The sequence below is a fragment of the Pseudomonas sp. S2_A10 genome, from assembly GCF_054668465.1.
In genome coordinates this window covers 4,807,117-4,832,534 of sequence record NZ_CP162773.1, presented here as the reverse complement: position 1 = coordinate 4,832,534, position 25,418 = coordinate 4,807,117, and the positions used below count along the sequence as shown (strand labels likewise).

Annotated in this window: 21 protein-coding genes; 13 read left to right on the top strand and 8 right to left on the bottom strand. The window is 59.6% G+C overall.

Annotated features, from left to right (window positions below; genetic code table 11):
* Nucleotides 1-162: 162 nt before the first annotated feature.
* Together AB4N41_RS21730 and zapE are read right to left on the bottom strand one after the other, a co-directional pair.
* Nucleotides 163-744: a DinB family protein gene (locus AB4N41_RS21730; protein ID WP_252878144.1), complete on the bottom strand. Its 582-nt coding sequence runs from the start codon at nt 742-744 to the stop codon at nt 163-165.
* A gap of 17 nt (nt 745-761) precedes the next feature.
* The gene (zapE, locus tag AB4N41_RS21725) at nt 762-1,880 is read right to left on the bottom strand and encodes a cell division protein ZapE (RefSeq protein ID WP_252878143.1); all 1,119 of its coding nucleotides are present in this window, start codon (nt 1,878-1,880) and stop codon (nt 762-764) included.
* A gap of 263 nt (nt 1,881-2,143) precedes the next feature.
* Here zapE and AB4N41_RS21720 point away from each other — a divergent pair, with 263 nt between their 5' ends.
* Nucleotides 2,144-3,610: a nucleobase:cation symporter-2 family protein gene (locus tag AB4N41_RS21720; RefSeq protein WP_252878142.1), complete on the top strand. Its 1,467-nt coding sequence runs from the start codon at nt 2,144-2,146 to the stop codon at nt 3,608-3,610.
* 66 nt (nt 3,611-3,676) lie between these two features.
* Nucleotides 3,677-4,150: an LEA/WHy family protein gene (locus AB4N41_RS21715; RefSeq protein ID WP_056785875.1), complete on the top strand. Its 474-nt coding sequence runs from the start codon at nt 3,677-3,679 to the stop codon at nt 4,148-4,150.
* A 147-nt stretch (nt 4,151-4,297) separates the two neighbouring features.
* Here the strand turns inward: AB4N41_RS21715 and AB4N41_RS21710 are convergent, their stop codons facing one another.
* Entirely contained in the window at nt 4,298-5,221 is a 924-nt protein-coding gene (locus AB4N41_RS21710; protein WP_252878141.1) for a carbon-nitrogen hydrolase family protein, read from the bottom strand.
* A gap of 84 nt (nt 5,222-5,305) precedes the next feature.
* On the opposite strand from AB4N41_RS21710, the gene AB4N41_RS21705 reads away from it, so the two are divergent.
* On the top strand, nt 5,306-6,220 hold the full coding sequence (locus AB4N41_RS21705) for a LysR family transcriptional regulator (protein ID WP_252869502.1): 915 nt from the start codon (nt 5,306-5,308) through the stop codon (nt 6,218-6,220).
* A gap of 6 nt (nt 6,221-6,226) precedes the next feature.
* Here AB4N41_RS21705 and AB4N41_RS21700 read toward each other — a convergent pair whose 3' ends face one another.
* Nucleotides 6,227-6,481, bottom strand: a complete 255-nt coding sequence (locus AB4N41_RS21700) for a hypothetical protein (protein WP_003224595.1) — start codon at nt 6,479-6,481, stop codon at nt 6,227-6,229.
* 154 nt (nt 6,482-6,635) lie between these two features.
* On the opposite strand from AB4N41_RS21700, the gene AB4N41_RS21695 reads away from it, so the two are divergent.
* The gene (locus AB4N41_RS21695; protein WP_016774661.1) at nt 6,636-6,953 is read left to right on the top strand and encodes an ElaB/YgaM/YqjD family protein; all 318 of its coding nucleotides are present in this window, start codon (nt 6,636-6,638) and stop codon (nt 6,951-6,953) included.
* 203 nt (nt 6,954-7,156) lie between these two features.
* Here the strand turns inward: AB4N41_RS21695 and AB4N41_RS21690 are convergent, their stop codons facing one another.
* A complete protein-coding gene (locus AB4N41_RS21690) occupies nt 7,157-8,185 on the bottom strand; it encodes an Ldh family oxidoreductase (protein WP_252869501.1) in 1,029 nt (342 codons plus the stop codon).
* Between the two features lie 395 nt (nt 8,186-8,580).
* Between AB4N41_RS21690 and AB4N41_RS21685 the strand changes: the two genes are divergently transcribed.
* Together AB4N41_RS21685 and AB4N41_RS21680 are read left to right on the top strand one after the other, a co-directional pair.
* Nucleotides 8,581-12,297: a dermonecrotic toxin domain-containing protein gene (locus AB4N41_RS21685; protein ID WP_460138010.1), complete on the top strand. Its 3,717-nt coding sequence runs from the start codon at nt 8,581-8,583 to the stop codon at nt 12,295-12,297.
* On the top strand, nt 12,188-13,267 hold the full coding sequence (locus AB4N41_RS21680) for a hypothetical protein (protein ID WP_460138423.1): 1,080 nt from the start codon (nt 12,188-12,190) through the stop codon (nt 13,265-13,267). Before AB4N41_RS21685 ends, AB4N41_RS21680 begins: the two co-directional genes overlap by 110 nt.
* A 70-nt stretch (nt 13,268-13,337) precedes the next feature.
* Here AB4N41_RS21680 and AB4N41_RS21675 read toward each other — a convergent pair whose 3' ends face one another.
* Nucleotides 13,338-13,607, bottom strand: a complete 270-nt coding sequence (locus AB4N41_RS21675) for a PepSY domain-containing protein (RefSeq protein WP_252869499.1) — start codon at nt 13,605-13,607, stop codon at nt 13,338-13,340.
* A gap of 153 nt (nt 13,608-13,760) precedes the next feature.
* Here AB4N41_RS21675 and AB4N41_RS21670 point away from each other — a divergent pair, with 153 nt between their 5' ends.
* On the top strand, nt 13,761-14,762 hold the full coding sequence (locus AB4N41_RS21670; RefSeq protein ID WP_252878139.1) for a FecR family protein: 1,002 nt from the start codon (nt 13,761-13,763) through the stop codon (nt 14,760-14,762).
* A gap of 53 nt (nt 14,763-14,815) precedes the next feature.
* Here the strand turns inward: AB4N41_RS21670 and pvdQ are convergent, their stop codons facing one another.
* Nucleotides 14,816-17,155: a bifunctional acylase PvdQ gene (pvdQ, locus tag AB4N41_RS21665; protein ID WP_252878138.1), complete on the bottom strand. Its 2,340-nt coding sequence runs from the start codon at nt 17,153-17,155 to the stop codon at nt 14,816-14,818.
* A 243-nt stretch (nt 17,156-17,398) separates the two neighbouring features.
* On the opposite strand from pvdQ, the gene AB4N41_RS21660 reads away from it, so the two are divergent.
* Nucleotides 17,399-17,776: a fe2+ zn2+ uptake regulation protein gene (locus tag AB4N41_RS21660; RefSeq protein ID WP_024012892.1), complete on the top strand. Its 378-nt coding sequence runs from the start codon at nt 17,399-17,401 to the stop codon at nt 17,774-17,776.
* A 9-nt stretch (nt 17,777-17,785) separates the two neighbouring features.
* On the opposite strand, the gene AB4N41_RS21655 is transcribed toward AB4N41_RS21660, so the two are convergent.
* Complete coding sequence (locus AB4N41_RS21655) at nt 17,786-17,974, bottom strand: hypothetical protein (RefSeq protein ID WP_041480969.1); 189 nt, start codon at nt 17,972-17,974, stop codon at nt 17,786-17,788.
* 358 nt (nt 17,975-18,332) lie between these two features.
* Between AB4N41_RS21655 and AB4N41_RS21650 the strand changes: the two genes are divergently transcribed.
* From AB4N41_RS21650 to AB4N41_RS21630, 5 genes are read left to right on the top strand one after another with little or no spacing between them, the layout of a single operon-like run.
* Nucleotides 18,333-19,580, top strand: a complete 1,248-nt coding sequence (locus AB4N41_RS21650) for an MFS transporter (RefSeq protein ID WP_252878137.1) — start codon at nt 18,333-18,335, stop codon at nt 19,578-19,580.
* A 9-nt stretch (nt 19,581-19,589) separates the two neighbouring features.
* Nucleotides 19,590-20,720 (top strand): LuxE/PaaK family acyltransferase, encoded by a 1,131-nt coding sequence (locus AB4N41_RS21645; RefSeq protein WP_252878136.1) that lies wholly within the window; start codon nt 19,590-19,592, stop codon nt 20,718-20,720.
* A gap of 1 nt (nt 20,721) precedes the next feature.
* Nucleotides 20,722-23,124 (top strand): aldehyde dehydrogenase family protein, encoded by a 2,403-nt coding sequence (locus AB4N41_RS21640; protein ID WP_460138007.1) that lies wholly within the window; start codon nt 20,722-20,724, stop codon nt 23,122-23,124.
* Between the two features lie 43 nt (nt 23,125-23,167).
* A complete protein-coding gene (locus AB4N41_RS21635) occupies nt 23,168-24,478 on the top strand; it encodes a phenylacetate--CoA ligase family protein (protein WP_252878135.1) in 1,311 nt (436 codons plus the stop codon).
* A complete protein-coding gene (locus tag AB4N41_RS21630; RefSeq protein WP_252878134.1) occupies nt 24,447-25,382 on the top strand; it encodes a GNAT family N-acetyltransferase in 936 nt (311 codons plus the stop codon). Before AB4N41_RS21635 ends, AB4N41_RS21630 begins: the two co-directional genes overlap by 32 nt.
* Nucleotides 25,383-25,418 lie beyond the last annotated feature (36 nt).

Below are 25,418 nucleotides of genomic sequence, written 5' to 3'. Positions count from 1 at the left end.
TGCTAGCTGAAAGGCCTGGGGGGGACCTTAGCTTGGGTGCGCCGGAGAGGGCAACTTGAAAAGCTGAAGATCAAAAGATCGCAGCCTCGTTGCACTCGTCAGCTCCTACGGTCCGATATGTGTAGGAGTTGACGAGTGCAACGACGCTGCGATCTTTCGTGGTCAGTGGCCCCAGATCAGCTCTTCGGTCCAGCCCAGTTCGGCGAAGTCTTCGGCACGCAATGCGCTTTCGCCGACACAGAAAAATTCATCCAGTTGGGGTGGCTTGACCGTCGTGCCGCTGAGCATGGCGTGCACCTGGCCACGATGATGGAGCTGGTGCTCGAACAGGTGCGAGAGCATGCGCAGGCGGCTGTCATGTTGCGGCATGTCACGGGCGATGGTGACGATTCTCGACAGGTCGGCATCGCGCAGTTGCTCGCAATAAGCGATCAGGCGGCGATCAACGCGGGCCTGTTCTGCACGCAGCGCCGCAGCCTCGGTAAACGGCTCGTCTGCATTGAAGAAAACATAGCAATCAGGGTGTGGCTCGTCACCGCGCAATTCCCGCTCCAGCGCGTCGACGTAGAACCAGTCGCAGGTGAGGATGTGATTGAGCGTGAGGCGGATGCTGGGGAAGAAGCTCACCCGTGGCGCCGCCAGTTCAGTGGTGTCGAGCTGGCTCCAGGCCTTTGCCAGGCGGTGATTGGCCCAGGCATTCTGATAGGCCATGGTCAGCAAATGATGGGACAGCGGTTGACTCATGTCGGCGCCCTCTTCTTTCAGGCTTCAGCGAAGCGCTGCAATTGCATCTCCTGCAAACGGCTGAGGGTGCGGCGGAACGGGAATTCCAGGTAGCCCTCGGTGTATAGCGCGTCCATCGGCACGCTTGCCTCGACGTACAGCGGCACCTTGCGGTCGTAGCATTCGTCGACCAGCGCGATAAAGCGGCGAACGCCGTCGTCATGCACCGATAACTGCGGCAATTCCCGGTCACCGGCGACCACGCGTTCAGCGCCATCTTCGGTGCCCCGCGCAATGCGCCCTTCGCGTTTTTGTGCGCTGAGGTTCGGCACTTCGCTCAACAGAATAGCCCGGTAGCGATCACACAGGGCAATGAAGTCCATGGCGGCGAAAGGTTGTTCGCACAGACCGCTGTAGCGGCACCACAGCACCGATTCGCTGGCTTGCACGACGTTGAGCGTGCGATGGCCCACGGCGACTGGCTCATCGCTGACAGTCTCATCTGCAGCCAGCGACTTGAACACGGCACCCAGTGCGCTCGGTGAATCGGCTTCATTGACAAAATAGCGCTGCTCAATCGCTCCGGGATGCAAGCGATGATCCTCGGCGCCATTCACCGCCACCACTGTCATGTGTGCCTTGATCGCCGCAATCGCCGGCGTGAAACGGTCGCGATTGAAGCCGTCCGCGTACAGGTCATCAGGCGGCAGGTTGGACGTGCAGACCACCACTACGCCTTCCTCGAACATCACCTGAAACAGCCGGCCGAGAATGATCGCGTCGCCGATGTCATTGACGAACAGTTCATCGAAACACAGCACCCGCACTTCGCCGGCCAGCTCTTTGGCCAAAGCGCGCAACGGATCGGCGATGCCACTGAGTTGAAACGAACGCTGATGTACCCAGCCCATGAAGTGATGAAAGTGCTGACGCCGCGCCGGCACCCGCAGAGTCTGATAGAACTGATCCATCAGCCAGGTCTTGCCGCGCCCGACCGGCCCCCACAGGTACACGCCTCGGATCGAAGGCTCACCGGCGTGCAAGGCTTCATGGCATTTTTGCAAGGCCCAGACTGCGTGTTCCTGGGCGTCATCCTGGATGAAACCCTTGTGGTCGACCGCGTATTGCCAGGCACTGAGGGGAGAGTCGAAAGTCATGCGCGGGAGTATGCCACGGGCGATTGGCCATTGCTGATTAACGGGCGTGGACGATCATTGTGGGAGCGAGCCTGCTCGCGAAGGCGGCTCGTCAGTCACCGAGATGCAGACTGAGCCACCGCTTTCGCGAGCAGGCTCGCTCCCACATAGGCAGTAAAACCCGACCTTTCAGGCAGTTATTGCTCGTTGCCCTCGCCGCCCTCTTCCGGCATTCTGCGCACCCATTTTCTGACCCGGCCCCGCCTTGCGGCGCGCACATCACCATGACCGCCTCTGACAAAACCCCGCGCAACAACGACCTGATCTACGGCCTCAACGACCGTCCGCACCTGACCGCCACGGTGTTCGCCGCGTTGCAGCACGTGCTGGCGAGTTTCGTCGGCATCATCACCCCGACCCTGATCATGGGCGGCGCCCTCGGTCTGCACAGTGAAATCCCCTACCTGATCAGCATGGCGCTGTTCGTCTCCGGCCTTGGCACCTTTGTCCAGGCCAAGCGCTTCGGCCCGGTGGGGTCGGGTCTGCTGTGTCTGCAAGGCACCAGTTTTTCCTTTATCAGCGTGATTCTCAGCGCCGGATTCATGGTCAAGGCGCGCGGCGGTGGCACTGACGAAATCCTCTCGACGATCTTCGGCGTGTGCTTCTTCGCTGCGTTCATTGAAGTGGTGCTCAGCCAGTTCATCGGCAAACTGCGCATGCTGATCACGCCGGTGGTGACCGGCACGATCATCACGCTGATGGGCCTGTCGCTGATCAAAGTGGCGATGACCGACATCGCTGGCGGCTTCGGTGCAACAGATCTTGGCGCGGCCAGCCATGTGTTTCTGGCGGCGCTGGTGATCGGCACCATCGTTGTGCTGAACCGAGTCGACGTGCCGTTTCTGCGGCTGGGCGCGATCGTCATCGGCCTGACGCTCGGCTACGTGGTGGCATGGCTGATGGGCACGGTGGATTTCGCTTCGATGCCCGAAGTGCCGCTGGTCAGCGTGCCGGTGCCGTTCAAGTACGGTTTCAACTTCGATTGGGTGGCGTTCGTGCCGGTGGCGGTGATTTTCCTCGTGTCGCCGCTGGAAGCGGCCGGTGACCTGACCGCCAACTCGATGATCTCCCGGCAACCGGTGAAAGGCCCGCTGTACATCCGCCGGATCAAATCCGGCCTGCTCGCCGATGGTCTCAACTCGGCCATGGCGGCAGTGTTCAACAGCATGCCGATGGTGACCTTCGCGCAAAACAACGGCGTGATCCAGTTGACCGGCGTGGCCAGCCGCTACGTGGCGTTTTTCATCGCCGGGCTGCTGGTGTTGCTCGGTTTGTTCCCGATGATCGGCGCGGTGCTGCAACTGATGCCGAAACCGGTGCTGGGCGGCGCTGAGCTGGTGATGTTCGGCACCGTCGCCGTGGCCGGGATCAAGATCCTCGCCGAGGCCGGCCTGCATCGACGCAACATGCTGATCGTGGCGATCTCGCTGGGCATGGGCCTGGGCATCGCGGCGGTGCCGGAAATCCTGCGCGAACTGCCGCAAGCGCTGCGCAACATCTTCGAATCGCCAATCACTGTCGGTGCGTTGTGCGCTATCGTGCTGAACATCTTCCTGCCGGAAGAATTCATCGAGCTGGAAGAAGATGATTTCGACCCGGAAGCGTCGATTCTGCAGGTCATGGAAAACCCCGACGTCGCCGCCAAAGGTGAACCCGGCCAAGCGGCGGCTGTCGCACAGTTGAACCGCTGACGTCACGCCTCGAAAAAAAGGGCTGCACCGGCGACGGTTCAGCCCTTTTTTTGTCGAGAGATTTTTATGCGCCGCGTCCACGCCGTCATCCTGTCGCTTGTGCTGTTGTCGCTCAGCGCCTGCGCGCTGTTTCCCAACCGCGATCCGGTGAACATCAACGTGGTCGGCCTCGAACCGTTACCCAGCCAGGAACTGGAAGTACGCTTCGCGATCAAGCTGCGCGTACAGAACCCCAATGAAACGGCGATCGATTACAACGGCATCGCGCTGGATCTGGAGGTCAATGGTCATTCGCTGGCTTCGGGTGTGAGCGATCAGAGCGGCTCGATCCCGCGTTTCTCTGAAGCCATTGTCACGGTGCCGGTCAGCGTCTCGGCGTTCTCGGTGCTGCGCCAGACGTTGGGCCTGAGCCAGACGCAAAGCCTCGATAACCTGCCCTACGTGCTGCGCGGCAAACTGGCGGGCGGGTTGTTCGGCACGATGCGCTTTACCGACAGCGGCAAGTTGAGCCTGCCTAAAGCGAGTGCGGCGACCTGGTAGTCAGCGGTCTCAATCGGCAGAACAACACACAACCCCTGTGGGAGCGAGCCTGCTCGCGAAGGCAGTGTTTCAGGCGACTACGACGCTCATGCTGCCTACGTCTTCGCGAGCAGGCTCGCTCCCACAGGTTCTCTGCAAGTTTCAAGGTCAGCAGTGGAACCGCACCCCCGGCTTCGCACGCTCATCAACGGTCAACTCGAAGACATCCGGCCGCGCGTAGTGGCCGACCACATCGTAGTCGTACCGCGCGCGGATCAGTTCATCGGTGTCGATTTGCGCCGTAAGCAAGCCCGCTTCCCCGTGCAACGGCCCCGCCAGCACATCGCCCATCGGCCCGACAATCACGCTGCCACCGGCGATCAACGGCCGATCACCCGGCCAATTGGCAATCTCCACACCCAAATCATTCGGCGAGGCCTGCACCTGACAGGCGCTGACCACAAAGCAGCGGCCTTCGTGGGCGATGTGGCACATGCTGACCTGCCACATCTCGCGCTCGTCCACGGTCGGCGCGCACCAGACCTCAACGCCTTTGGCATACATCGCCGTGCGCAGCAGCGGCATCATGTTTTCCCAGCAGACCACCGCGCCAAGCTTGCCGACCTGGGTGTCGAACACCGGCAGCGTCGAGCCATCACCCTTGCCCCAGATCAGTCGCTCGGTGCCGGTGGGCATCAGCTTGCGGTGTTTGCCGAGCAGCCCGGCCTGCGGGTCGAAATACAGCACCGTGCAATACAACGTGCTGCCAGCGCGCTCGATCACGCCGATCACCAGATTGGCCCCGGTACGCGCTGACAATCCGGCCAGCGCGTCGGTTTCGGCGCCGGGCACATCGATGGCGTTGGCAAAATACCGCGCGAACGCCTCACGCCCCTCGGGCAGTCGGTAGCCCAATTGGGTGCCGAAGCCCTCGCCTTTCGGGTAGCCACCGAGCAAGGCTTCCGGCATCACCACCAACGCGGCGCCGGATTCGCGGATTGCGTCTTCCCAAGCAAGGATCTGTTCAAGGGTTTCGCCTTTGCCGCCGGGCAATGCACCGATCTGCAACGCCGCCACTATGGATTTGGCCATCGTGTTTACTCCTTCAGGTTCAGGTGTTGCCGATTCTCCGGCGTCACGCGATCATGAATAAAGCCCTGCCGACTGCTGAATGATATGAGCCAAATGAATATCGCCGACATTGACCTCAACCTGCTGAAAGTCTTCGAAGCACTGCACGATGAATCCAGTGCCAGTCGCGCCGCCCTGCGCCTGGGCGTAACGCAATCGGCAGTCAGCGCGGCATTGCGCCGCTTGCGTGAGGTGTATGGCGATCAGTTGTTCGTGCGCACCGGGCGCGGACTGGCGCCGACCCTGCAAGCCAATCAGCTGAAACCGGTGATCAGCGATGCGCTCAACAAATGCCGGCAAAGTCTGGCAATGCTTGATCCGGCGGCCAATCAATACGAAGGACGTTCGGTGGCGATCGGTCTGTCAGATGATTTTGAAATTGCTTACGGGCGCCGCTTGATCGAGGAAATCGCCCGCCATGCGCCGAAGCTGCGGTTGATATTTCGCCAGACCCACAGCCAGATCGTTGCCCGCGCGCTGATGGAACGCAGCATCGACCTGGCGATCACTGCCGGCGGATTTTCCGAGCGCCTGCTCAGTCGTCAGGTGTTGGGGGAAGGCGGCTATGCGTGTCTGGTCGACCCGGCCAGTCTCGCGCCAGGCCAACAGCAGATCGCGTTGCAGGAGTTCGTTGAACGCGAGCACATTCTGGTGTCGTCGGGGGGCTTTATCGGTATCACCGATGAGGGATTGGCGGCAGTGGGCTTGAGCCGGCGAGTCTGCGCGTCGACCACGCATTTCGCCGCGCTGCCCTTCCTGCTCAAGGGCAGTCAGGCGGTGGCGACCATCCCGGCCCATGCCGCCGCAAGCATCGCGACGCTGAGCGGGCTGGCGTTGCTGCCCTGCCCTCTGGCTTTACCGCGCTATCCGGTGGAACTGGGCTGGCGCACCAGCACGCAGATCGATCCGGTGCTGGTCAAGGTTCGCGAGGCGATTGCCGCCACGTTCAGCCAGGCGTGAAGCGGATTATTTGTTCGCCGCCATCAGGCGATTGACTTCGCTGCGCACCATGTTGGCGAATTCCGGCGGCGACATGCCGTCCAGCTCGGCGCGGACCCACTCGGCCCATTTGCCCTTGCGCTTGGAGCGCTCCCCAAACAAGCGCGCGGCTTCGCCTTTGGCTTTGCCCAGATTGTTCTGCCAGAGTTCGAACAGACGGGATTTCTCATCTTCCAGCGCTGCGCGCTCTGCGAGGGATTTGTCGGCCAGATTGAAACTCATGGGGATTTATCCTGCTGCGTAAAATGGCGACATCTTACACGCTCGATGGAAATCTCCGGTGCAGGTTTTTCCCTTCTCCACGAATGACATGCAACTTTTCGCCTGCCGCTACACTCCATTGGTCACTGTCCATTCACCTGCAAGGAGTCACCCAATGGCCCGTAAAACCGCCTCGCAAGCTGCCGAAGAGCAAATCAAGGATCAAGCTTTCAGCGAGCTTCAGGCTCTGATCGAAGAATCGGACAAACTGCTCAAGAGCAGCGCTTCACTGGTCGGCGAAGAAGCAGAAACGCTGCGTGCACAAATCGCCCAGAAACTGCAGCTGGCACTGGATTCGGTGTCCAGCGTGCGCGATCGCACCAAACCCGCCGTCGAAGCCACCGAAAACTACATCGGTGGTCACCCTTGGCAAACCGTGGCGATCTCCGCCGGTTTCGGCCTGGTGGTGGGCCTGCTGCTCGGCCGTCGCTGAGTTCCAGCGCTACAAAAAAAGCGAGCCTTCCGGTTCGCTTTTTTTATGCCCACCGCTTTGCTTTTCCATTACTGAATTCACCTCGATATCCCAAGTCGGCGTACCTCGCCCAAACCACGCGGTCAGTCCCCTCTCCCCCCGGGAGAGGGCTAGGGTGAGGGGCTTTTGACCTTGTCACTGCAATCGTCAGAACAACAAAAGACTCACTCCCCCGCCAACTCCCGCAACTGCCCCAACGTTTGCTCATCCAGCGCAATCCCTTGCGCCATTGATCGACTGCGCTGCAAATGCCGGCGATCCCCCGGCAAACGCTTGAGCCCGACCCCGTGCATCTGCCGCACCAGCTCCTCACTGCGCTGGGCAAAGCTCTGCCCCGCCGCTTTGCTCGGGTCGATCACAATCAACAGCTGACCTGTCCACGGGGTTTTCGCGCCGGGATGGTTGGACCAGTCAAACTCGAATGAAAAATTGCCGCCGGTCAATGCCGCCGCCAGCAACTCGACCATCATCGACAGCGCCGAGCCTTTGTGCCCGCCAAACGGCAACAGCGCTCCACCTTCCAGAATCGCCTTGGGGTCCTGGGTCGGCTGGCCGAGGCTGTCGACGCCCATGCCGGCCGGGAGTTTTTCACCCTTGCGCGCTGCGATTTGCACATCGCCATGAGCGATGGCGCTGGTGGCAAGATCGAACACAATCGGCGCGGCGTTGGCCCTTGGCGCGGCGAACGCAATCGGATTGGTACCGAACAATGGCCGATCAGCGCCATGGGGCACCACGCAGGTCATGCTGTTGACCACGCTCAGCGCCACCAGACCTTCGTCGGCGAAGGGCTCGACATCCGGCCACAAAGCGGCGAAATGATGCGAGTTGCGAATCGCCAGCACCGCGATGCCGGCATGACGCGCCTTCTCGATCAGCAGTGGTCGGGCCGCTGCCAACGCTGGCTGGGCAAAACCGTTGCCAGCGTCAACCCGGACAAACCCCGGCGCGACATCTTCAACCTGTGGCACGGCATGGCCATTGACCCAGCCGCTTTTCAGCGTCGAGACATAACCGGGGATGCGAAACACGCCATGACTGTGAGCGCCGTCGCGTTCGGCGTTGGCGCAGTTGACGGCGAGTACCCGTGCGACTTCGCTGGAGGTGCCGTGGCGCAGAAAAATCGTTTCAAGCAATTGCGTCAGTGCTTCGAGGGACACTGTGGACGAGCCATGATCGTGTGGCGCAGACATCTGAAGCTCCAGAATGATTATTGGAGGGAACAACAGCGTACGGTCGATTTTGCCCACCGATTAACCCTGTCCGAGCTGCCAGCTGTCAACCCTTCGATTCATTGCCATCGGTTGGCGCGCCCTGATGCACATTTTGATCTCGGCACGTGCGGTAACTGTCTACCGCAAGTGCTCCACTCTGCGCATTTACTGTTGAGTTCCAGCCCAATGGCGCCCTGTTCAGAGTTGCAATGATGTCCACCCCGACTGCCCCGCTGTTGTTTCCAGTGATATTCGATTCACCCGGCCTGCACGCTGACCTCGGTCCGGCACACGGTCTCAACAGCAAAGACTTCGACTGGCTTGCACATGCGCAACTCGCTACGCAATCACTGCGCAACAAGCAAACCCCGCCAATGCTGGCCGAACGCATCCTGCTCAACGCCGACAAGCAACTGGCCGTGCCGCTGGCAGGCAGCTTCATACTCAGCGCAGGGCCGGATGACAACGGCGTGTTCCTCTATACGCCCTACGATGGCCTGAAAAAATTCGCAGACCGGCAAGCCCTGACTGATGCCCTGCAGAAACGCCTCGACAACGCCAGGGAAAACGATGATCTGCTGGCTTTCCTCTCGGTTTCATTGCGCAAGGAACTGGTGGAAAAACGGGGTATCACTCTGACTTGCGAAACCATCGAAGGTGATGTGTTCGAGGACCAGCAATTGGCAATCGGCGACTCTCTGGAGAGGTGCGCCCGTGACCTGCTGGACGAGCTTAAACGCCTGCCATCCCTTGCAACGCTGCTGGAAAAGATTCTCGACGAACTGCTCGAAGCGCATTTTGGCGCGGTGCAACAATCGCTTACCCGGGTCGGTTTCTATTCGGTGACTTCTTCGGATGGGAAACAGTGGGTCGACTCGCTGTCGCTGACTGAGGCGCTGTTGGTGCACTTTCACCGTCAGGGCTGGCCCCACGGTCAGCTCGTAGAGTTTACCCATCCCGCCCGTTCGGTACGCGAAGACGATCAGTCGGCCTGGACCAATGCGATCAAGTCGGCATCGGGAAAACTGACCATGCTGTTGTTTCGACAGCTTGAGGTGTTTTGGAACGGCGCCTCATTCGAAGGCTCGCCCAGACGTACTTTCTTCAGCCAGACGGTGCAGGATCAGGCGCGCGCGGATCTGATGATCAAGCGCGAAACGCAGATCCTCACCGCCAGCGAGTTCTACGCCCTGCACAGCCTGGTACGTGAGCCAACCGTTGCGGTACGGCGGCCAACGTTCGAAACCGTGTGCCTGAGCGAAGAAACAGCCTGTGTCGAGCTGGCCGGTTCGCTGATGATCAATCACGACAAGGCTTATCTCTATACGCCCAGCCAGGGCCTGCAGGTACTCGCCGACTACGCGGATCTCAAACAGACACTGACCGCGAAAATGCGGGCTGCCGGACACGAAGACGAACTCTACGGGCTGATGAATCTGCAAGAGCGCAATCGTTACCTTGGCTTCGCTAACGCGCAGGTATCCGGGGAAAACATTGGCGGTGAGATCATGACCACGCTGTTCGAGGCCATCATCACCAAGCAACGTCAGAACGTTGAATTCGTTCTGCAGCGTTTTCGTCAGAGCGAGCGCACCACTGACATCCATGCGCTCTTCGACAAGGCGTTGGATATCCGCTCAATGATTCATGAACGGCTGCTCAAGCTCGACGTCAATCAGCGCTGGAGTACCCGGCCGTTGTTTACCAGTACACCGCCATCGTCACTCGTGCAGGCAGACAAGGCTGCGCAGCAGGCGACACTTCTGGGACGGACGCTGGATAATCTGACCAGCCACTTCAAAGACCAGCCGACCGCGCACGGCGCAGAACAGCGCGTCTTTTTGGAAGGCATTCTGTGGAAACTGGCCCAGGCATTCGAAGACGGCCTGCGTGGTGAGGCGTACCTGCGCAGCCTCAGCGGGTCATGGCTGGAGGCGGAACGAAAGATCGTCGACACCGTGTTCGATTCCAGGCACCCGACACGCAGGGACCGCCAGTCACTCAATGGTTTTCGCCCCGATGCCTGGTCACTGACCCTCATCGGAACCGAGCCCAACGCTGCGCTGCCGCTCGCTCACTGTGTGCTGCTGACCGAGCGCGGCGGCATGGACGTGAAACATTCCGGGCGCGCCATCCTCTGGACACCGGCCCTGGGCCTGGAGCTGTTTGACGACATCGCCAATGCGCAAAAGCAATTGCAACAACGACTGGACGACAACAATCAGAGCCACACGCTGCTGGAAAATCTGCCAAAGGCGCAACCCAGACTGGACCAGCAATACACACTGGGCGAGTTTCAATTGATTAATGGCAGTGTCTCCCGAGACCGCATGCAATCTGCCATTGAACAGTTCCTCGCTGAATGTGAACTGCTGCGAGTTTGCATCAAGGAGCCAAAGACATTGGCGAGCTTCCTTGATGAAATGAAAAATGCTGTCATCGATACCAACCTGCGACGCGCGATCGATCTTGCAAGAACCCTTTCGCGTCATCTGGATTACCCGGACTGGTTGCGAATGGCCTCGGCGACGGAGCAACGCACGCAACTCGCGCTGCTGGATGAACTGCGGCATGCGTTCATCGATGGCAAGGATTTCCTCGATGAGGTCCCGGCGCTGGCCACTCATATCGAGCAGACCCTCAAAACCCTGCTCGATGCCCGCTTTCCAGGCAACGGGCTCAAGCCACAGGACATCCGGATCACCCCCAATCTGATATTGGCCGGCCCTGCCTGCAACTTGCTGGAATTTGCCTTGCATCACTACAACGTCGTGCAGGGCAGCGGTTTCAAAGTCGCCTCGACAACGGCCACAGCCTTACCAAAAGAGTTTGCCCAGGCCGCGGTACGGCAATTACTGCAATCTCTTGATGTTGCTACCACCTACACCGCGAAAGTCACCGAAGCGCTGTCAGCCGACAGCCCGTCTGCTCGCACCAGCAAAGAACGATTCTTGCGCCAGTTGCCCTGGCAACTGATGCAACACGCCCACTCGATGAAATTGCAGCAACAGCTCTCGGATACCGGCTATGACTATATTTGCCAGGTCCTCGACATGCCGGACGCGATAGCGCGCGCTGCGGTCGAGGGCGCTCATGCCATCGCTTGTCCCCTATCGCTGATCAAGACCCCAGGCGCTGATTGCGTCGACACACTCGGTTTGTATGTCTTCAGTCCGGGCGCAGGGCAAACAGGCCCCCGGGTCCTCTATGCGCCTTACTCCAGGTATGTGTTTCGCGAATTCGAAAACGAAGCGCAGTTGATCGAAGCACTGAATACCCCCGGGCACTTCCAGGATTTGATTATCCGGCGTCTGCCTGAAGCTCAGCAGGCGATATTCAAGAGTCTGTTGAAAACAACGATCGGCAAAGACAGTGAAATCACTCTTCATGGCGCGCCCATCAATGGCAACGTGCTCGAGCGGTTTCACCAGGACACTCTGAGCCTTCTGCCGCAACTGTTGCGCAGCCAGCCACAGATCAATGGCCAAGCGGATTGGGAAGCGGTGAAGTTTCTCTTCAGTCACGGCGTGCGCCTGGTGCCACATTTGCTACCGGGCAAACTCGCGTCCGGTTTTTTTCTGTGGCGAAGCTACCAGGACTTCAAGGCGTCCGCCGAAGGCCTTCAGGATCACCACTGGGCAAATGCCCTGAAAAGCTTCATCGCAGGGGCGATTACCCTCTTCAGCCTGGGACGTCTGTCATGGGAAAGCGAGGCAGAAACGGCCGGCTCCGAATTCGCCGCAGAGGCGCAAGCACCTGCGGGTACAGCCACAACGGTGCAAGTCGCCTCTGGCTGGGCAAAGGTGTCGCCCGTCACGCCCGCTCGGATTGATTTGCAGCCCTTTGAAAGCAGTACGGCGCTGGAATCCCTCAAGCTTGATGCCAATAAGCTGGTCTATGGGGATTCGTCAACGACGCAGAAATACGCCGCCATTGCCGGCAAGGTGTATCCGGCAGTCCAGCTCGAAAAAACACTGGTATTTGCGCAAAAAAGACGGCAGTCAGGGGCCGGCACTCGAAGAGAAAAATGCCCGTCTGGTTGTTGCAAGCGCCAGCCAGCCGGTTCATCGCTGCCGATCAAAACGTCGTGACCCTGCTCAACATGAAGTCGAGGAAAACCGCTCAATAGAAATGTATATCCAGGCCAGAGGCATGGCCCAGATCCACCGTCGCTATCCGGCCAGGGCGTTCGTGATACAGCAAGCCGTAAACCGTGCAAGAGAATACGCAGTCAACTGCCTGCATAACTACGTTACACAGCGCAGCCACCCTGCGGGCACACGGCTGGAGAGGGTTTTGAAGGAGTTCTTCGAGGTGCAAGAGGTAACGCCCTTGCTGCTCACAAAACTCGAGAAAGTGATCATTCCTGTCTGCCAGGAACTGACGAACCCAAAAGATGATTTGCTCTACACCGAGCGCTTCTTTACTGGTCTGAATGGGCCTGGCAGCGCCAATACCGTTGCCTTCGTTTTCAAACAGGACAAACAAAAAATAATTCATCTCACCGAGGTTTTTTTCAATCCCAGAATGGACAAATACACCGCCCATCTGCCTCCTCGATTCAATGTTGATTCACACGCACGCGCGGTAACGATTATCCATGAACTCTCGCATCTGGTTTGCGACAGCGAAGATCTGGTGACGATCCAGGCCATGGGGCCTTATCTCGACCTTATCGACACGACGACGGCAGAGGGGCAAGCGGCCAAGGACTCGCTTGAACGTTATCGCAGGTTATTGTCGCGCTACGGCAATCTCTCGCACCTTTTTGCGGTGAAATCCGATAACCACGTCTGGACCGATCTGGACAAAATGCCGACGCATGCCGCGGATTACCTGAAAGTCCTCAGCCTTACCAAAACCACAAACCTTGCAGACGCGCGCCGAGCGTTTCGCAGTCCTGTTTCAGCAGATGCGCGGGTCGACGTGATGCTCGCCAACGCCGACTCGATCGCCCTGCTCATCAGCGAACTGGGGCGCCAGCTCGACCCGCTTCCCGCGCCCATACCGCTATCGGCGCCGGTTGCAGATCAGGCGGGATCCTCGCAAGCGCTGGCGTGAAGACAAAAAAATGCGCCGGCGTAACGCCAGCGCATTGCTCATGCCAAGAATCAACGAGTGAGACGGTGCGTTAATCCTTCTGATCGCGCAGTACATTGCCCGAGGCGCCGTCGATACGGAACTCGTAGACAATGCCGTCAGCCTTGCGCCCTTCGCCTTCCCAGTAGCCGTCATTGTCGGCGCCGATCTCATAGACTTCGACATAGCCGGCTTTGGTCTTGGCGACCTCGATGGCTTTTTCGATGGTGATCCAGCCTGCGCCCGGCTTGTCCGCCAGAGCGGCACCGGCACCGAGCAAACCAGCAGTGGCGATCAGGGCTGCGAATGTCTTTTTGATCATTTTTTCACTCCATTTATGGATAGTAGGCAGTTGCTTCCTGTTTTTTTGGGCGCCACAGGGAAAAATAAGTTCCACGTTGATGGGTAAATGCCATGACGGATGTTCTCGGCAGCCTGCCGGCGAGGTTAGAATGAGCGAAATCAGGACGAGTCAATGACCCAAGACACTCTCTCGGAAGCCGAATACGATGCGATCACCGATGCCGCCGCGCACTGGTGCATGCGTCTGCACGCCGCTGACTGCACGGACGAGGAGCGTCGCGCATTTGAGACCTGGCACGCTGCACATCCTTTGCATGCCTTCGAATACGAAGCCATGCAAGAAATCTGGGAAGTCGCCGGAGATCTGCCTCGAACCGAGCCCGAGGCACTCGCCGCGCAGCGCAAGCCTTCGCGTTCGTGGCGCAAGTTCGCGGTCATTGCTGGCGCCTGCGCCCTCACCTTGCCAATCGCGGCTTACAGCGGCTGGAGTCTGGGCTGGGTGCCCAACAGTTATCAGCATTACGCCGCCACCGACAGTGTGCGTCAGATCACCCTGAGTGACGGCAGCCAGCTCGAACTCAACCTGCACACCGACCTGAGCTTCAGCAATTACAAACATGAACGTCGCGTCACCCTGAACAAGGGCGAGGCGTTTTTTAATGTCAGCCATGACGCGTCTCATCCGTTCGTGGTTCGCGCCGGCGACGGCAAGATCCGCGTGACCGGTACGCGGTTCAATGTGTGGATGTACGAAGATCAGGTGCGGGTCAATCTGATCGAAGGTTCGGTGCTGGTCAGCAGCAATCGCGACTTGCCTGGCGACGGTCTGCGCCTCAGTCCCTCGATGCAGGCGCGCTACCGGCATGGCGATTACGCGCCGCAAATCAGTCAGACCTACCCTGGCGATACTTCGCTGGCCTGGCGCAGCGGCCGTTTGGTGCTCGACAACCTCGCGCTGCACGACGCCCTGCCGCTGATCAACCGTTACCTCGACAAGCCGTTGATGCTGGCCGACACCAGTACCGGCGCGATCCGCGTGGGCGGCGTCTACAACATCAAAGAGATGAACCACCTCGCCAACAGCCTGCCGAAAGTACTGCCGGTCTATTTGACGCGCAACAAGGAAGGCAACCCGGTAATCAATTCGATGCCGCAACGCCCGCCGAAAAGCTGAAGGCCGCGTCCCTTGCGGGAGGCGGCCTTCGTTTGTTTCGAGCTGTGACTGTTTTACTGCGCTGCCACCTTCCCTGCCTGATCCTGCTTGATCGTCTGCACCTGATATTGCGGATCCGCCTGGATCTGCTGTTCGGTGAACGGCAGAACACTCCACTGTTTCTTCGAAAATGCAGCAGTCTGATCCCGCGAGTATTTCGACATCGGATCACTGGATAACGAGAACGCCAGCAGCCCTTGGGCGTGCGGGCCTTTTTCATCGAAGCTCACAACTTGCAGATAGCTGGTGCCGCTGACCACTTCAAGTTTGCCGTCTTCGCGGGGCACGCTTTGCATCGCGTTGTAGATGCCCAGCGTCCCCGGCCCGCCATGAATCGGCGTTTGCTGCCCGCCGCTGCTGACCACCTGGACATCACCCCAGCGCGTGTCGGGTTTCAGGCCCATTTTTGCGACCCGCTCAACCGACGCGAGCATCGCTTCACGCAGTGCTTTGGCGACGGCAGGTTGTTCGACTGCCAGGCCGCGAGGAGTGTGTTGCGCATCTGCCGGATTGAATGCAACACGCCAGATATCCGCTGATTCAAGCAGCGCCTGCATGATGTTCTGAAAATGCACCAGACCGAGCCCGGAATCCAGATTGGCGCGGCCGTCCCAGGCTTTGAGGCTGGCGCACGCAGACTTGAGTGTCGCTGCATCGCTGCCCAGATCGGCGCCGCAGAACTTCCGCAGATCGGGCATGACCTGCGCGGCCAGATAGACCTGATCGTCCATGACCATGTGCTGCAGATCCTTGACTGCCAGCGGGCCTTTCTTGCTCAGTTCAGCCAAACGATCAAGCGCGAATCGTGAGCGCAGGCCCAGCGGTTGTCCTTCCTGACTGATCAGCGGTGAATAGCCGGTGAGCGGTTGAGCCGGGTTGGCCAGCCATGCCGAATCATTGGAGTGCTGAACGAAATCCCTGCGCAGCAATTGCGGCAACTGGCTGGAAGCGAAGATGCCCTTCTGCGCCGCGTGCGGATCGACATCCCAGGCACAGCCGCTGTTGGAACCGTCCAGCACGATCATGCGCAGACCGAGGCGTGGGTCGCTGCACTTGGCCAGTTTTTCCGCGCTTACGTTCGGTACCACCGAAAGGTTCATGTACAGCGTCTGGCCCTTGTCATCCACTGCCAGGGTGTTGACCCACGGAATGCCCTGGATCTTGTGCACCGCGTCTTGCAGATCCTTGAGATTGCTGGCCTGGTTCATCGCATACCACTGTTCGAGCACGCGGTCGTTGTCGAGGTTGGCATCGCGCAAGCTGTAGGCATATTGCCTGTCCCAGTCGAGCTTGCCCGGCCATTGCACGATCGGGCCGAACTGCGAGCTGTAGATGTCGCGCGCAACCGCTACGACCTGTCCGTCAGCCTGCTTGACCTGCACGGTAACCGTCTGTTTGTTCAGTGGCAGCGACTTGCCATCGAGCAAATATCGAGTCGGATCCTTTGGATCGAGTTGCAGGCGATACAAGGTGAAGTGTTTCGACGAATCGACGGTGTGGGTCCAGGCCAGATGCTGGTTGAAACCGATATTGATCATCGGCAATCCCGGCAAAGCGGCGCCCATCACATCAAGCTTGCCGGGGATGGTCAGGTGCATCTGATAAAAGCGCATCCCCCCGACCCATGGGAAATGCGGGTTGGCCAGCAACATGCCACGGCCATTGAACGAGCGCTCGCTGCCGACCGCCACGGCGTTGCTGCCGCGATCCAGGGCGAAACGTTGCTGGCGCGCGTCGGCCAACTGGAACGCCACGGTGTCGTGCTTCACCTGCGCGGTCGCTTGCGGCGGTGTCGCGCCAGCAACGGCTTCGGCGAACTGCCCCACCCCGCCTTCAACCAGCAGGCGCCGCGTCAGTTTGACCAGATCCTCGGCACTGATATCACGTACCCACTCGCCTTGGCATTGCTGCGGCAACCCTTGCTGACGGCGTTCAGCCAGATAGCGGTTGTAACCGGCGGCATATCCCTCGACCAGGTCGCGGACCTGCGTCGGTTGCGCCTGCCAGAAGGTTTCGACCGCTTCAGGGGTATTGAGCCAGGTGAAGAACACATCACTGACGCGGTTTTGCCGTTGTTCAACAGTCAACTGCTCCGGGCCGAAATATTGGGAGCGCTGACCATTGACCGTAACGATCTCGTTAGCCAGCAGGCACAGATTGTCCTGGGCGTAGGCGTAACCGATGCCGAAACCCAGACCGCGTTCGTTGTCGGCGCGAATGTGCGGCACGCCGAAACTGGTGCGGCGAATGTCAGCGCTGGTCTGTGCCGATGGACTCAGCGCATGGGCCGACAGGCTCAGCCCGAACAAGGTGCTGGCGAGGGCCAGCCCGGTAAGTTGCCTGGAAATAATCACGCTCGCTCCTGATCGAAAGGTCGATTGCCCCTGCGTCCACGCGCAATGAGCCTGTCGAAGAAACGAACCTGAGGGAAAAAATTTAGCGGGTAGCCCATTGAGGCAATGCCGTCATCACAAGGCTGAGACGAATTAGCGACGAAATTTCTACATCTTTTCTTTCATGATTTGTCGTGCTGAAACGTCTTGTTTAGAGAGCGCAACAAAACCTTTCCCGATCTGGCTCTGAAAAGGAGTAATCGCATGTACAACTCGCAACTACCAACGGACGGTAGCCAGACGCCACAGGGCGTTTCCATGGGTTCGCACACCGGCAATTTCACCCAGCGCGGCGAGCGTCCGGGCAATGAGCGTATTCGCGTGCTACTGAAGAGCTTCGGCCTGCGCACCAGCCTGATTCGCCTGAAAGTCATCGACGCGCTGCTCGTGGCGGCACAGAGCAATCGTCGCCTTGGCGTACGTGGCGTGCATAGCCAGTTGCTCGATCTGGACGTGCCGCTGTCGTTTCTCAGCGTGCGAGAAGTGCTTAAACGCTTGTGCGCCGAAGGCGTGATCACCTTCAACGCCGACAAGAGTTACAGCCTGCACCCGCAGGCTGCAGCGGTCCTCAACCACGAATGAGGCTCGCCTTCAGGGCTTGACCTTGCGGCGCATCACGCCGTTGATGATGACCACCACGACCGCCACGCCAATTGCCACATACTGGAAAGTCTTCTCGGTGATCATGCCGGCATTCTGCAGCCAGGACAGGCCCAGCATGATCGCCAGTACCGACAGAGCGATCAGAATCGAATAAATCAAGCGTTGCTTCTGGGTCATTGCGGTTTCCTGAAACATTGAAATGTAGCCGGTTGCGCGCCGAGCGTTTCCCGGATGAGGGGGATGCGCCGGGGCAAACGGGTGCTCATGTTACCGCCCCTGAGGTTTTTTGGCTGCATGGGCACCCAACCCTGAGACATGCCCGCCCTCCCTGATCCAGCGCAAACAATGCCCGCACTGACGCGGGCATCGTTGTTTGCGCCGCAATGGCAGCCAGGTAAACAGGTTTCACGCCGCGCCAATCCTTTAAACATGCCGTAAGTTTTTGAAATCTGCTGACGCAGCAAACGGCTAGGTCGGCTGTGCGCCTGCGCCTAGGCTCTGCGAACTTCCTACCACTCATAAAACAGGGATGTTCATGCAGAGAACACTTATCAATATCGGCCCCAGACAGGTTGCGGGTTTCTGTCTGGCGCTGACCGCTTTCGAACTGCTCACTTACATGGCCAGCGATGTGATCATGCCAGCGATGCTGGATGTCACCACCGACCTCGACGCGGACGTACGGCATGTTCCCCATGCCTTCAACCTGTATCTGTTGGGTGGCGTGTGCCTGCAATGGTTGCTCGGCCCTTTGTCCGATCAATACGGCCGACGACCACTGTTGTTATCGGGCAGCGCGCTGTTCGGATTGTCGTGCGCGGCGGCTTTTTTCACCGACAGTATTGGGGCGTTCAACCTGTTGCGGCTGTTGCAAGGCATGGGTCTGGGGTTTGTCGTCGCAGTCAGCTATCCGGCGCTACAGGAGGTGTTCTGTGAAGCGGACGCCGTCAGGCTGATGGCGTTGCTCGGCAATGTTGCGTTGTTATCGCCGCTGCTCGGCCCGCTACTGGGGATCCTGTTGCTGGAATGGCTGAGCTGGCGGGAAATCTTTCTGCTGCTGGGATTCACGGCAGCGCTGGTCTGGCTCGGTCTGTTGCTGTGGATGCCGGAAACCGTAGGCGTCGAGCGCCGCGATGGTCATCGAACACCCCGTGTGCCCTTCTCCTGGCGTTGCACTTCACGGCGCTATGGCGCGCTGCTGGGTAATCCGCGCTTCCTCTGCGCCAGTCTGGCGCTGGGCCTGATGAGTCTGCCCCTGATCACATGGATAGGCCTGGCACCGTTGCTGCTGGTGCGGGTGCTGGAACTGCCGCCGCTGGAATATGGCCTGTGGCAGATTCCGGTTTTCTCAGCGGTGATTGCCGGCAATCTGATTCTCGACCGCTTGCTGCAGACTCATTCGCTGACGCAATTGATTCAACTGGCGCTCTGGCCGTTCTGTCTGGGCCTTCTGTTTCTGGCCGCGTGCGCATTTTTCGGCGCGGGGCTTGGTCCGGTGGTGGCGAGTCTGTCGCTGTACGCCGTCGGGCTGGGCATGAGCAACGCGGCGGTGTATCGCCTGGCGCTGTTTGCCAGCGACGACAGCAAAGGTCTGGTGTCGGCGCTGACCGGCATGATCTCGATCGCCGTCATGGGCCTTGGCGGTTCGCTGATTGCGGCCATCGGTGGCGGCGACCGTCTTGAATACTTCGCCCTCTGGGCCGCATTCGGCGGGCTGATGTGCCTGCCCATGGTTTACCGGCTCCTGCAAACCACCACAGCTGATGTGGCCTCGCCTCAGTAAGGAACACTGATGACTCACCTACCCTATGCCGACGCGCTGTGCGCGTTGAAGCAACCCTATTGCGCGGATTCAGCCGCGCCCGGTCTGTTTGATCGGGCGATGACTGAAATCAGCCGCTTTCACTGCGGCCACACCCCGGGTTACGCCCATTGGCTCAACGCCCATGGGCTGGCACCGCAAGACCTCGACTGTCTTGATGACTGGTCACGTCTGCCGCCGATCTTTGCCAGTTTCTTCAAGCAACACTTGCTGCTCAGCAGCACGGGGACAAACGCCCTGGAACTGACCTCGTCGGGCACCAGCGGGCAGAAAAGCCGGATGCGTTACGACGAACGCAGCCTGGCGCGGGCGCAGTTCATGGTTGCGCAGATCTTTCGCCATTACGCTTGGGACACTCCGGATACGCCGTGCAATTACCTGCTGCTGAGCTACGAACCCGAGGGTCACATTACCCTCGGCACTTCGTTTACCGACCAGTTTCTCTGTCGGTTTGCCCCGGTCAATCGCGTGGTTTACGCCTTGCGCAACACCGGTAGCGGCCATCAGTTCGACGTATTCGGTGTCATCGCCGCATTGCAGTCATTCGCTGAAGAGGGTTTGCCGGTACGGATTTTCGGCTTCCCGGCGTTTCTCTGGCAGACCCTGCAACGCATGCAGGCTACCGCTGTGCAGGATGTGCAATTGCCCGCCGGTTCGCTGGCCTTTTTTGGCGGCGGCTGGAAAACCCTGGCTGCGCAGGAAATTCCTAAACAACAGTTTTATGCCCATATCCATCGGCAATTGGGCATCGAACCCGCCCGCTGCCGCGACGGTTACGGCGCTGTCGAGCATGCGGTGCCTTACATCGAATGCGCCCGTCACCGCTTTCATGTGCCGGTGTATTCGCGGGTGCTGATTCGCGATCCGGCGGATTTTTCCCTGCTGCCCTATGGCCAACAAGGCCTGCTCGGCTTCGTCTCGCCTTACATCTCATCCAGCCCGGCGCATGCCGTGGTGATGAGCGACCTTGCCACGCTGCACCCGGGCGCAAGTTGCGGCTGTGGATTGACCAGCGACTGGTTCGAACTGCACGGCCGCGCCGGCACCACGGCCGGCAGAAGCTGCGCGATGGCCGCCGCCGAATTACTGGGAAGTCACTGAAATGTATTTGATAAATGGACAACTGCACGACATTTACAGCCTCGACCAAGCGCTGCAAGACCTGCAACACAAGTTGCCCCAGCGTTTGGCGACGTCGCTAGACAGCAGCACGGTCATCACGGCGATAACTGTTTTTGCCCAGCTGCTGCGTGACTCGCGCACGAACCTGCCCCTCGACAGCGAACAACGGCAGGCCTTGATCGATTTCTGCCAACCTGAAGCCTTGACGATCAAACGCCAGCGCGAACTCGGCGTCGCTGCCGACTCCCTGCGCCGTATCGATTATCGCCTGCCGCGCTTCGAAGCCTGGCGCCCGCTCGGGCTGGTGGTGCACATCACCCCGGCCAACGCGCCGCTGCTGGCCTTTTGCGCGGTGGTGGAAAGTCTGCTCGCCGGCAACGTCAACTGGTTGCGCCCCAGCCGCAGCGATCAAGGCCTGACGGCGCGACTGTTGCGGGCGTTGGTGAACTGCGATGCGAGCGGACAACTGGCCGGCCACGTGGCGGTGGTTCCAGCGAACACCGAGCAGATCGGCCAATTATGCAAATCTGCCAATGGCGTTGCGGCGTGGGGTGGCGAAGCGGCCTTGCAAGCCATTCGGCAACAGCTCGCGCCGGGTTGTCGCTGGATCGACTGGGGGCATCGCATCAGCTTCGTCTATCTCACTCCTGCATCGGCTACGCCAGAGGCGCTTGATGCCGTCGCCGACGAAGTTTGCCGACTGGATCAGCAGGCGTGCTCCAGCCCGCAATGGCTGTTGGTGGACAGCGACGACACGCAAGTCTTGCGCGATATCGGTGAACGCCTGGCGCAGGCCCTGCAACGACGCGCCGCACAGTGGCCGGCACTGGTGCCGACACGCCAGGAAGCTGCGCAAATTACCACGCACACGCAGATGGCCCGCCTCGGTCAGAGTTTTGCCGGTCACACCGGGCAAGTGTGGAATGGCCCAGGCTGGCGGGTGATCTGGAGCCATGATCGGCAACTCGCACCTTCACCGCTGTTTCGCAGCGTATTGCTGCACCCGCTGCCGCAGGCGCTGCTGCCCGCCACCTTATTGCCGTGGCGCAACGTCCTGCAAAGCTGTGCGCTGGTATGCGCACAACCGCAAATTGTCGAGCTTACCCATGCGTTGATCGCTGCCGGAGTCACGCGGATCGCACCGATCGGCAACATTCACGACGGGTACGAGGGCGAACCCCATGATGGCGTCTATGCGCTGCAACGTTTGAGTCGACGGGTATCGGTGAGTCTTGCAGCCACGCAACTGCCGAATCAGGCCAGTCTCGATCCAGCACCATCAGCGGCGACGCCGTGCGCAGCGATCATGGACAAAGAAGCCTTCGTCGCCCAACCCATCAACGATCAGGCGCAGTTGTATTTCCGCTCTGGAGGCAGCAGCGGCACCCCTGCTCTGGCCGGCTACAGCTATCGCGACTTTGATCGGCAGATGCGCGCGACCGCTGATGGCCTGTTCGCTGCCGGTCTGGATCCAGCACAAGACCGAGTCATGAACCTGTTCTTCTGTGGCGGGCTGTACGGCGGTTTTCTCAGTTTCAGCAAAGCGCTGGAATTGCTCGAGGTGACGCACCTGCCCATGGCCGCCCCTGCTGATGACGATTATCGGGAGATTGCCCAATTGATCATCGACCAACGGGTCAACGTGCTGGTCGGTATGCCCGGCACCCTGCATCGTCTGTTCCTCAATGAACAGGAGCGTCTGCGTGCTTATGCCGGAGTCGAAAAGGTCTTTCTCGGTGGCGAGCACCTGAGCGATCAGAACCGTGAATTGCTGCGCAGTTGTGGCGTCTCGACCATTCGCTCGGCGATTTACGGCAGCGTCGACGCCGGTCCGCTTGGGCATGCCTGCGAGGATTCGGCGGATGGCGTTTTCCATCTGATGAGCGAAATCCAGCAGTTGGAGATTGTCGCGTTCGATGAGGATGTGCCGGTGATCGACGATCAGGTGGGCCGGCTGGTGGTGACCTCGCTCGCCCGCGAGGGTGGTCAGCGCGTGCAGCGTTATGAGATTGGCGACAGCGGACGCTGGCTCCCGGGCGTCTGCGCCTGCGGGCTGACGTCGCCACGCTTCGAGCTGTTGCAACGCCACGGCAAGTTGTTGCGTATCGGCACTGACTTTATCTCCCTGAGCGAATTGGCGTCACGGCTGCAAGTGCCGTTTCAGTTGCATCTGGACCACAGCGCCGAGGGCGTCGAGCGCATGCAACTGCATTGCGAACTTACAGCCGCCACCGTTGAAACACGTCTCGCCGATTACCTGACCCTGACGACCATCATCGACAGCGGATTGCTGGTGCTGCAGATCGAGCAATGCTCGCCCGAACACTTCGCTCGAAACAAATACAGCGGCAAGACGCCGCTGGTCATTGACTCCCGCCGCTGACGCTTGCCGTGAGCTGGCTCATTCGAATCAAGAAGAACACACCGTGAAAACAACCGACTCGATTAGCGAATTAACGGGTTTCGCCCGAAAGCATTCGCCCTACTACAAGAACAGTCTCGCCAACATCCCCGAGGCGATAAGTTCACCGTGCGAACTGCCACTGCTTGATCCTGCAGACTTCTGGAAAGACAGCGCGGATCTCGCGCAATGGCCGGTCCTGACGGCCCCCATTGGGCACGCCCTGGTGTTCAAGACCGGTGGATCAACCGGCGGTGGCAGGCTGTCCGTGTATGCCCGCACGGAATGGCAGCGCACGGTGGAAGATTTCGGCCGCAGTCTGAGCGAGCAATTCAGCCCCGGGGACCGTGTCGCCAATCTGTTCTTCGCTGGCGACCTCTACGCCAGTTTTGTGTTTATTCATGACTCACTCGCCCATGTTCAAACAGCTGTCAGCGAGTTTCCGTTTACCGGTGAGGTCGATCCGCCGAAGTTGGCCGATGCCATCGAACAACATCGAATCAATGTACTGGCTGGCGTGCCCGCGCAATTACTGACCTTCGCCAGTTGGCTCAAACAACGCGGCCTTACGTTGCCCCTGGTTGATAGCGTGCTTTACGGCGGGGAGAGCCTGTTTGCCTCACAACGCCAGCTCCTTGAGCAAGTGCTGCCCAACGCGCGCATTGCCTCGATCGGCTATGCCAGTGTCGACGGCGGATTTATTGGCGCCAGTCATCCTGACTGCGTCGAAGGAGAACATCGCACACCCGACGGCCACGTCCTGTTGGAGATTGTCGATCAGCACAGCGGCGCAACGATCGAGGCCTGCAATCAAACCGGTCTGCTCGTATTGACCAATCTGCATCGCCGCTTGATGCCGCTGATCCGCTATCCCGTCGGAGATCTTGCGTGCTGGCGCGAACCGCCGGGCACTGCACGACGCAAATTCGCCCTGAGAGGACGCAGCGGCAATAGCCAGCGGGTGCGGGTCGGCATTCTGTCGCTGATGACCGATGAAATCAGCGAAAGCGTACGGAGCATCACTGGCAGCGACGATTGGCAATTGCTGATCGAACAAGCCAAAAGCGCAGATGTGTTGACGTTGAAATACGCAGTCATCGAACGATCGGCGCTCATCGACGAGAAACTTGAGGCCCGCTTGATCGAACTGTACCCGCCGATCGCGCAACTGCGGGCTGAGCGGTTATTGGAGCTGCGCATCCAGAGTTGCCGGTTCGAGGATTTGGCGCGCCATCCTCGCGCAGGGAAAAGCCTGCGGATAGTCGACTTGCGCTGCTATGGCCCGGACGAGAGGGAGGTGCGTGATGGAGTCGTTGATTCTGCGCAATTACCGTGACACCGATGCCAAGGCCGTCAGCCAGCTGTTTCGCGAGGTCTACGGTGATCATTACGTGCAAACCGACGTTTACATGCCCTGCCTGATCAATCAGAACCACGCCGACAAACGCTGGCATTCACTGGTTGCAGTGGAGGGTGAGCGGATTCTTGGTCATGCCACTTTGTATCGGCAAAGCGAAAGCTCGCACGATGCCGAACTGGCCTTGAGCGTCGTACATCCCGATACCCGTGGAAAGAACATTGCCACGCGGCTGGGCGGACAACTGCTGACTCATGCGCAGGCGTTGGGTTGTCGTAGCGTCTCGATCAAACAGGTCACCCATCACCCTTACACCCAACGCATGGCTATCAGCCTGGGTTTTCACAACACTGGATTGTTGCCGGACTATGTCCGCTCACCCTTTGGTTGTAAAAAACCCGAGTCGATCGTGTTGGGTGTACGTGCTATCGATGGCTATCAACGACCATTGCCAGAACAGGCATGGCCAGCCAGTTGCCGCCCCTTGATGGTGCGTCTGAGCGCTGTGTTCGGCGTCGGGGCTGATGCAGGACGCTGGCGCGGAGCTTCGGTTCAGGTCCAGCAGCACGGCAGCCGCCATGAAATGTGGCTGGAAAAACTCAATCCGGAACTGCTCGACCAGTTGCGATCACTGCCCGGGCATTGGCTGGTTTCGATTCGTCTACAGCTGTCACGACAGTTTGCCGTGGATCTGCACAGTCTGAATGCCATCGGTTTTGCTTTCACCGGCCTGGCGCCTGCACAGGATAATCGGGGGGGATGGCTGGCGTTGTTTCATCGGGGCTACCGCACGCGCCGGCTGACATTGCATTGTCCTTACATGCAGCAGTTGCATGACCAGGCACAACGTCACATCACTGGGCGAGCCGCGCCTGCGGTGTAAACAGCATGAGCCCGCTCACGGATGAGCGGGCATTAT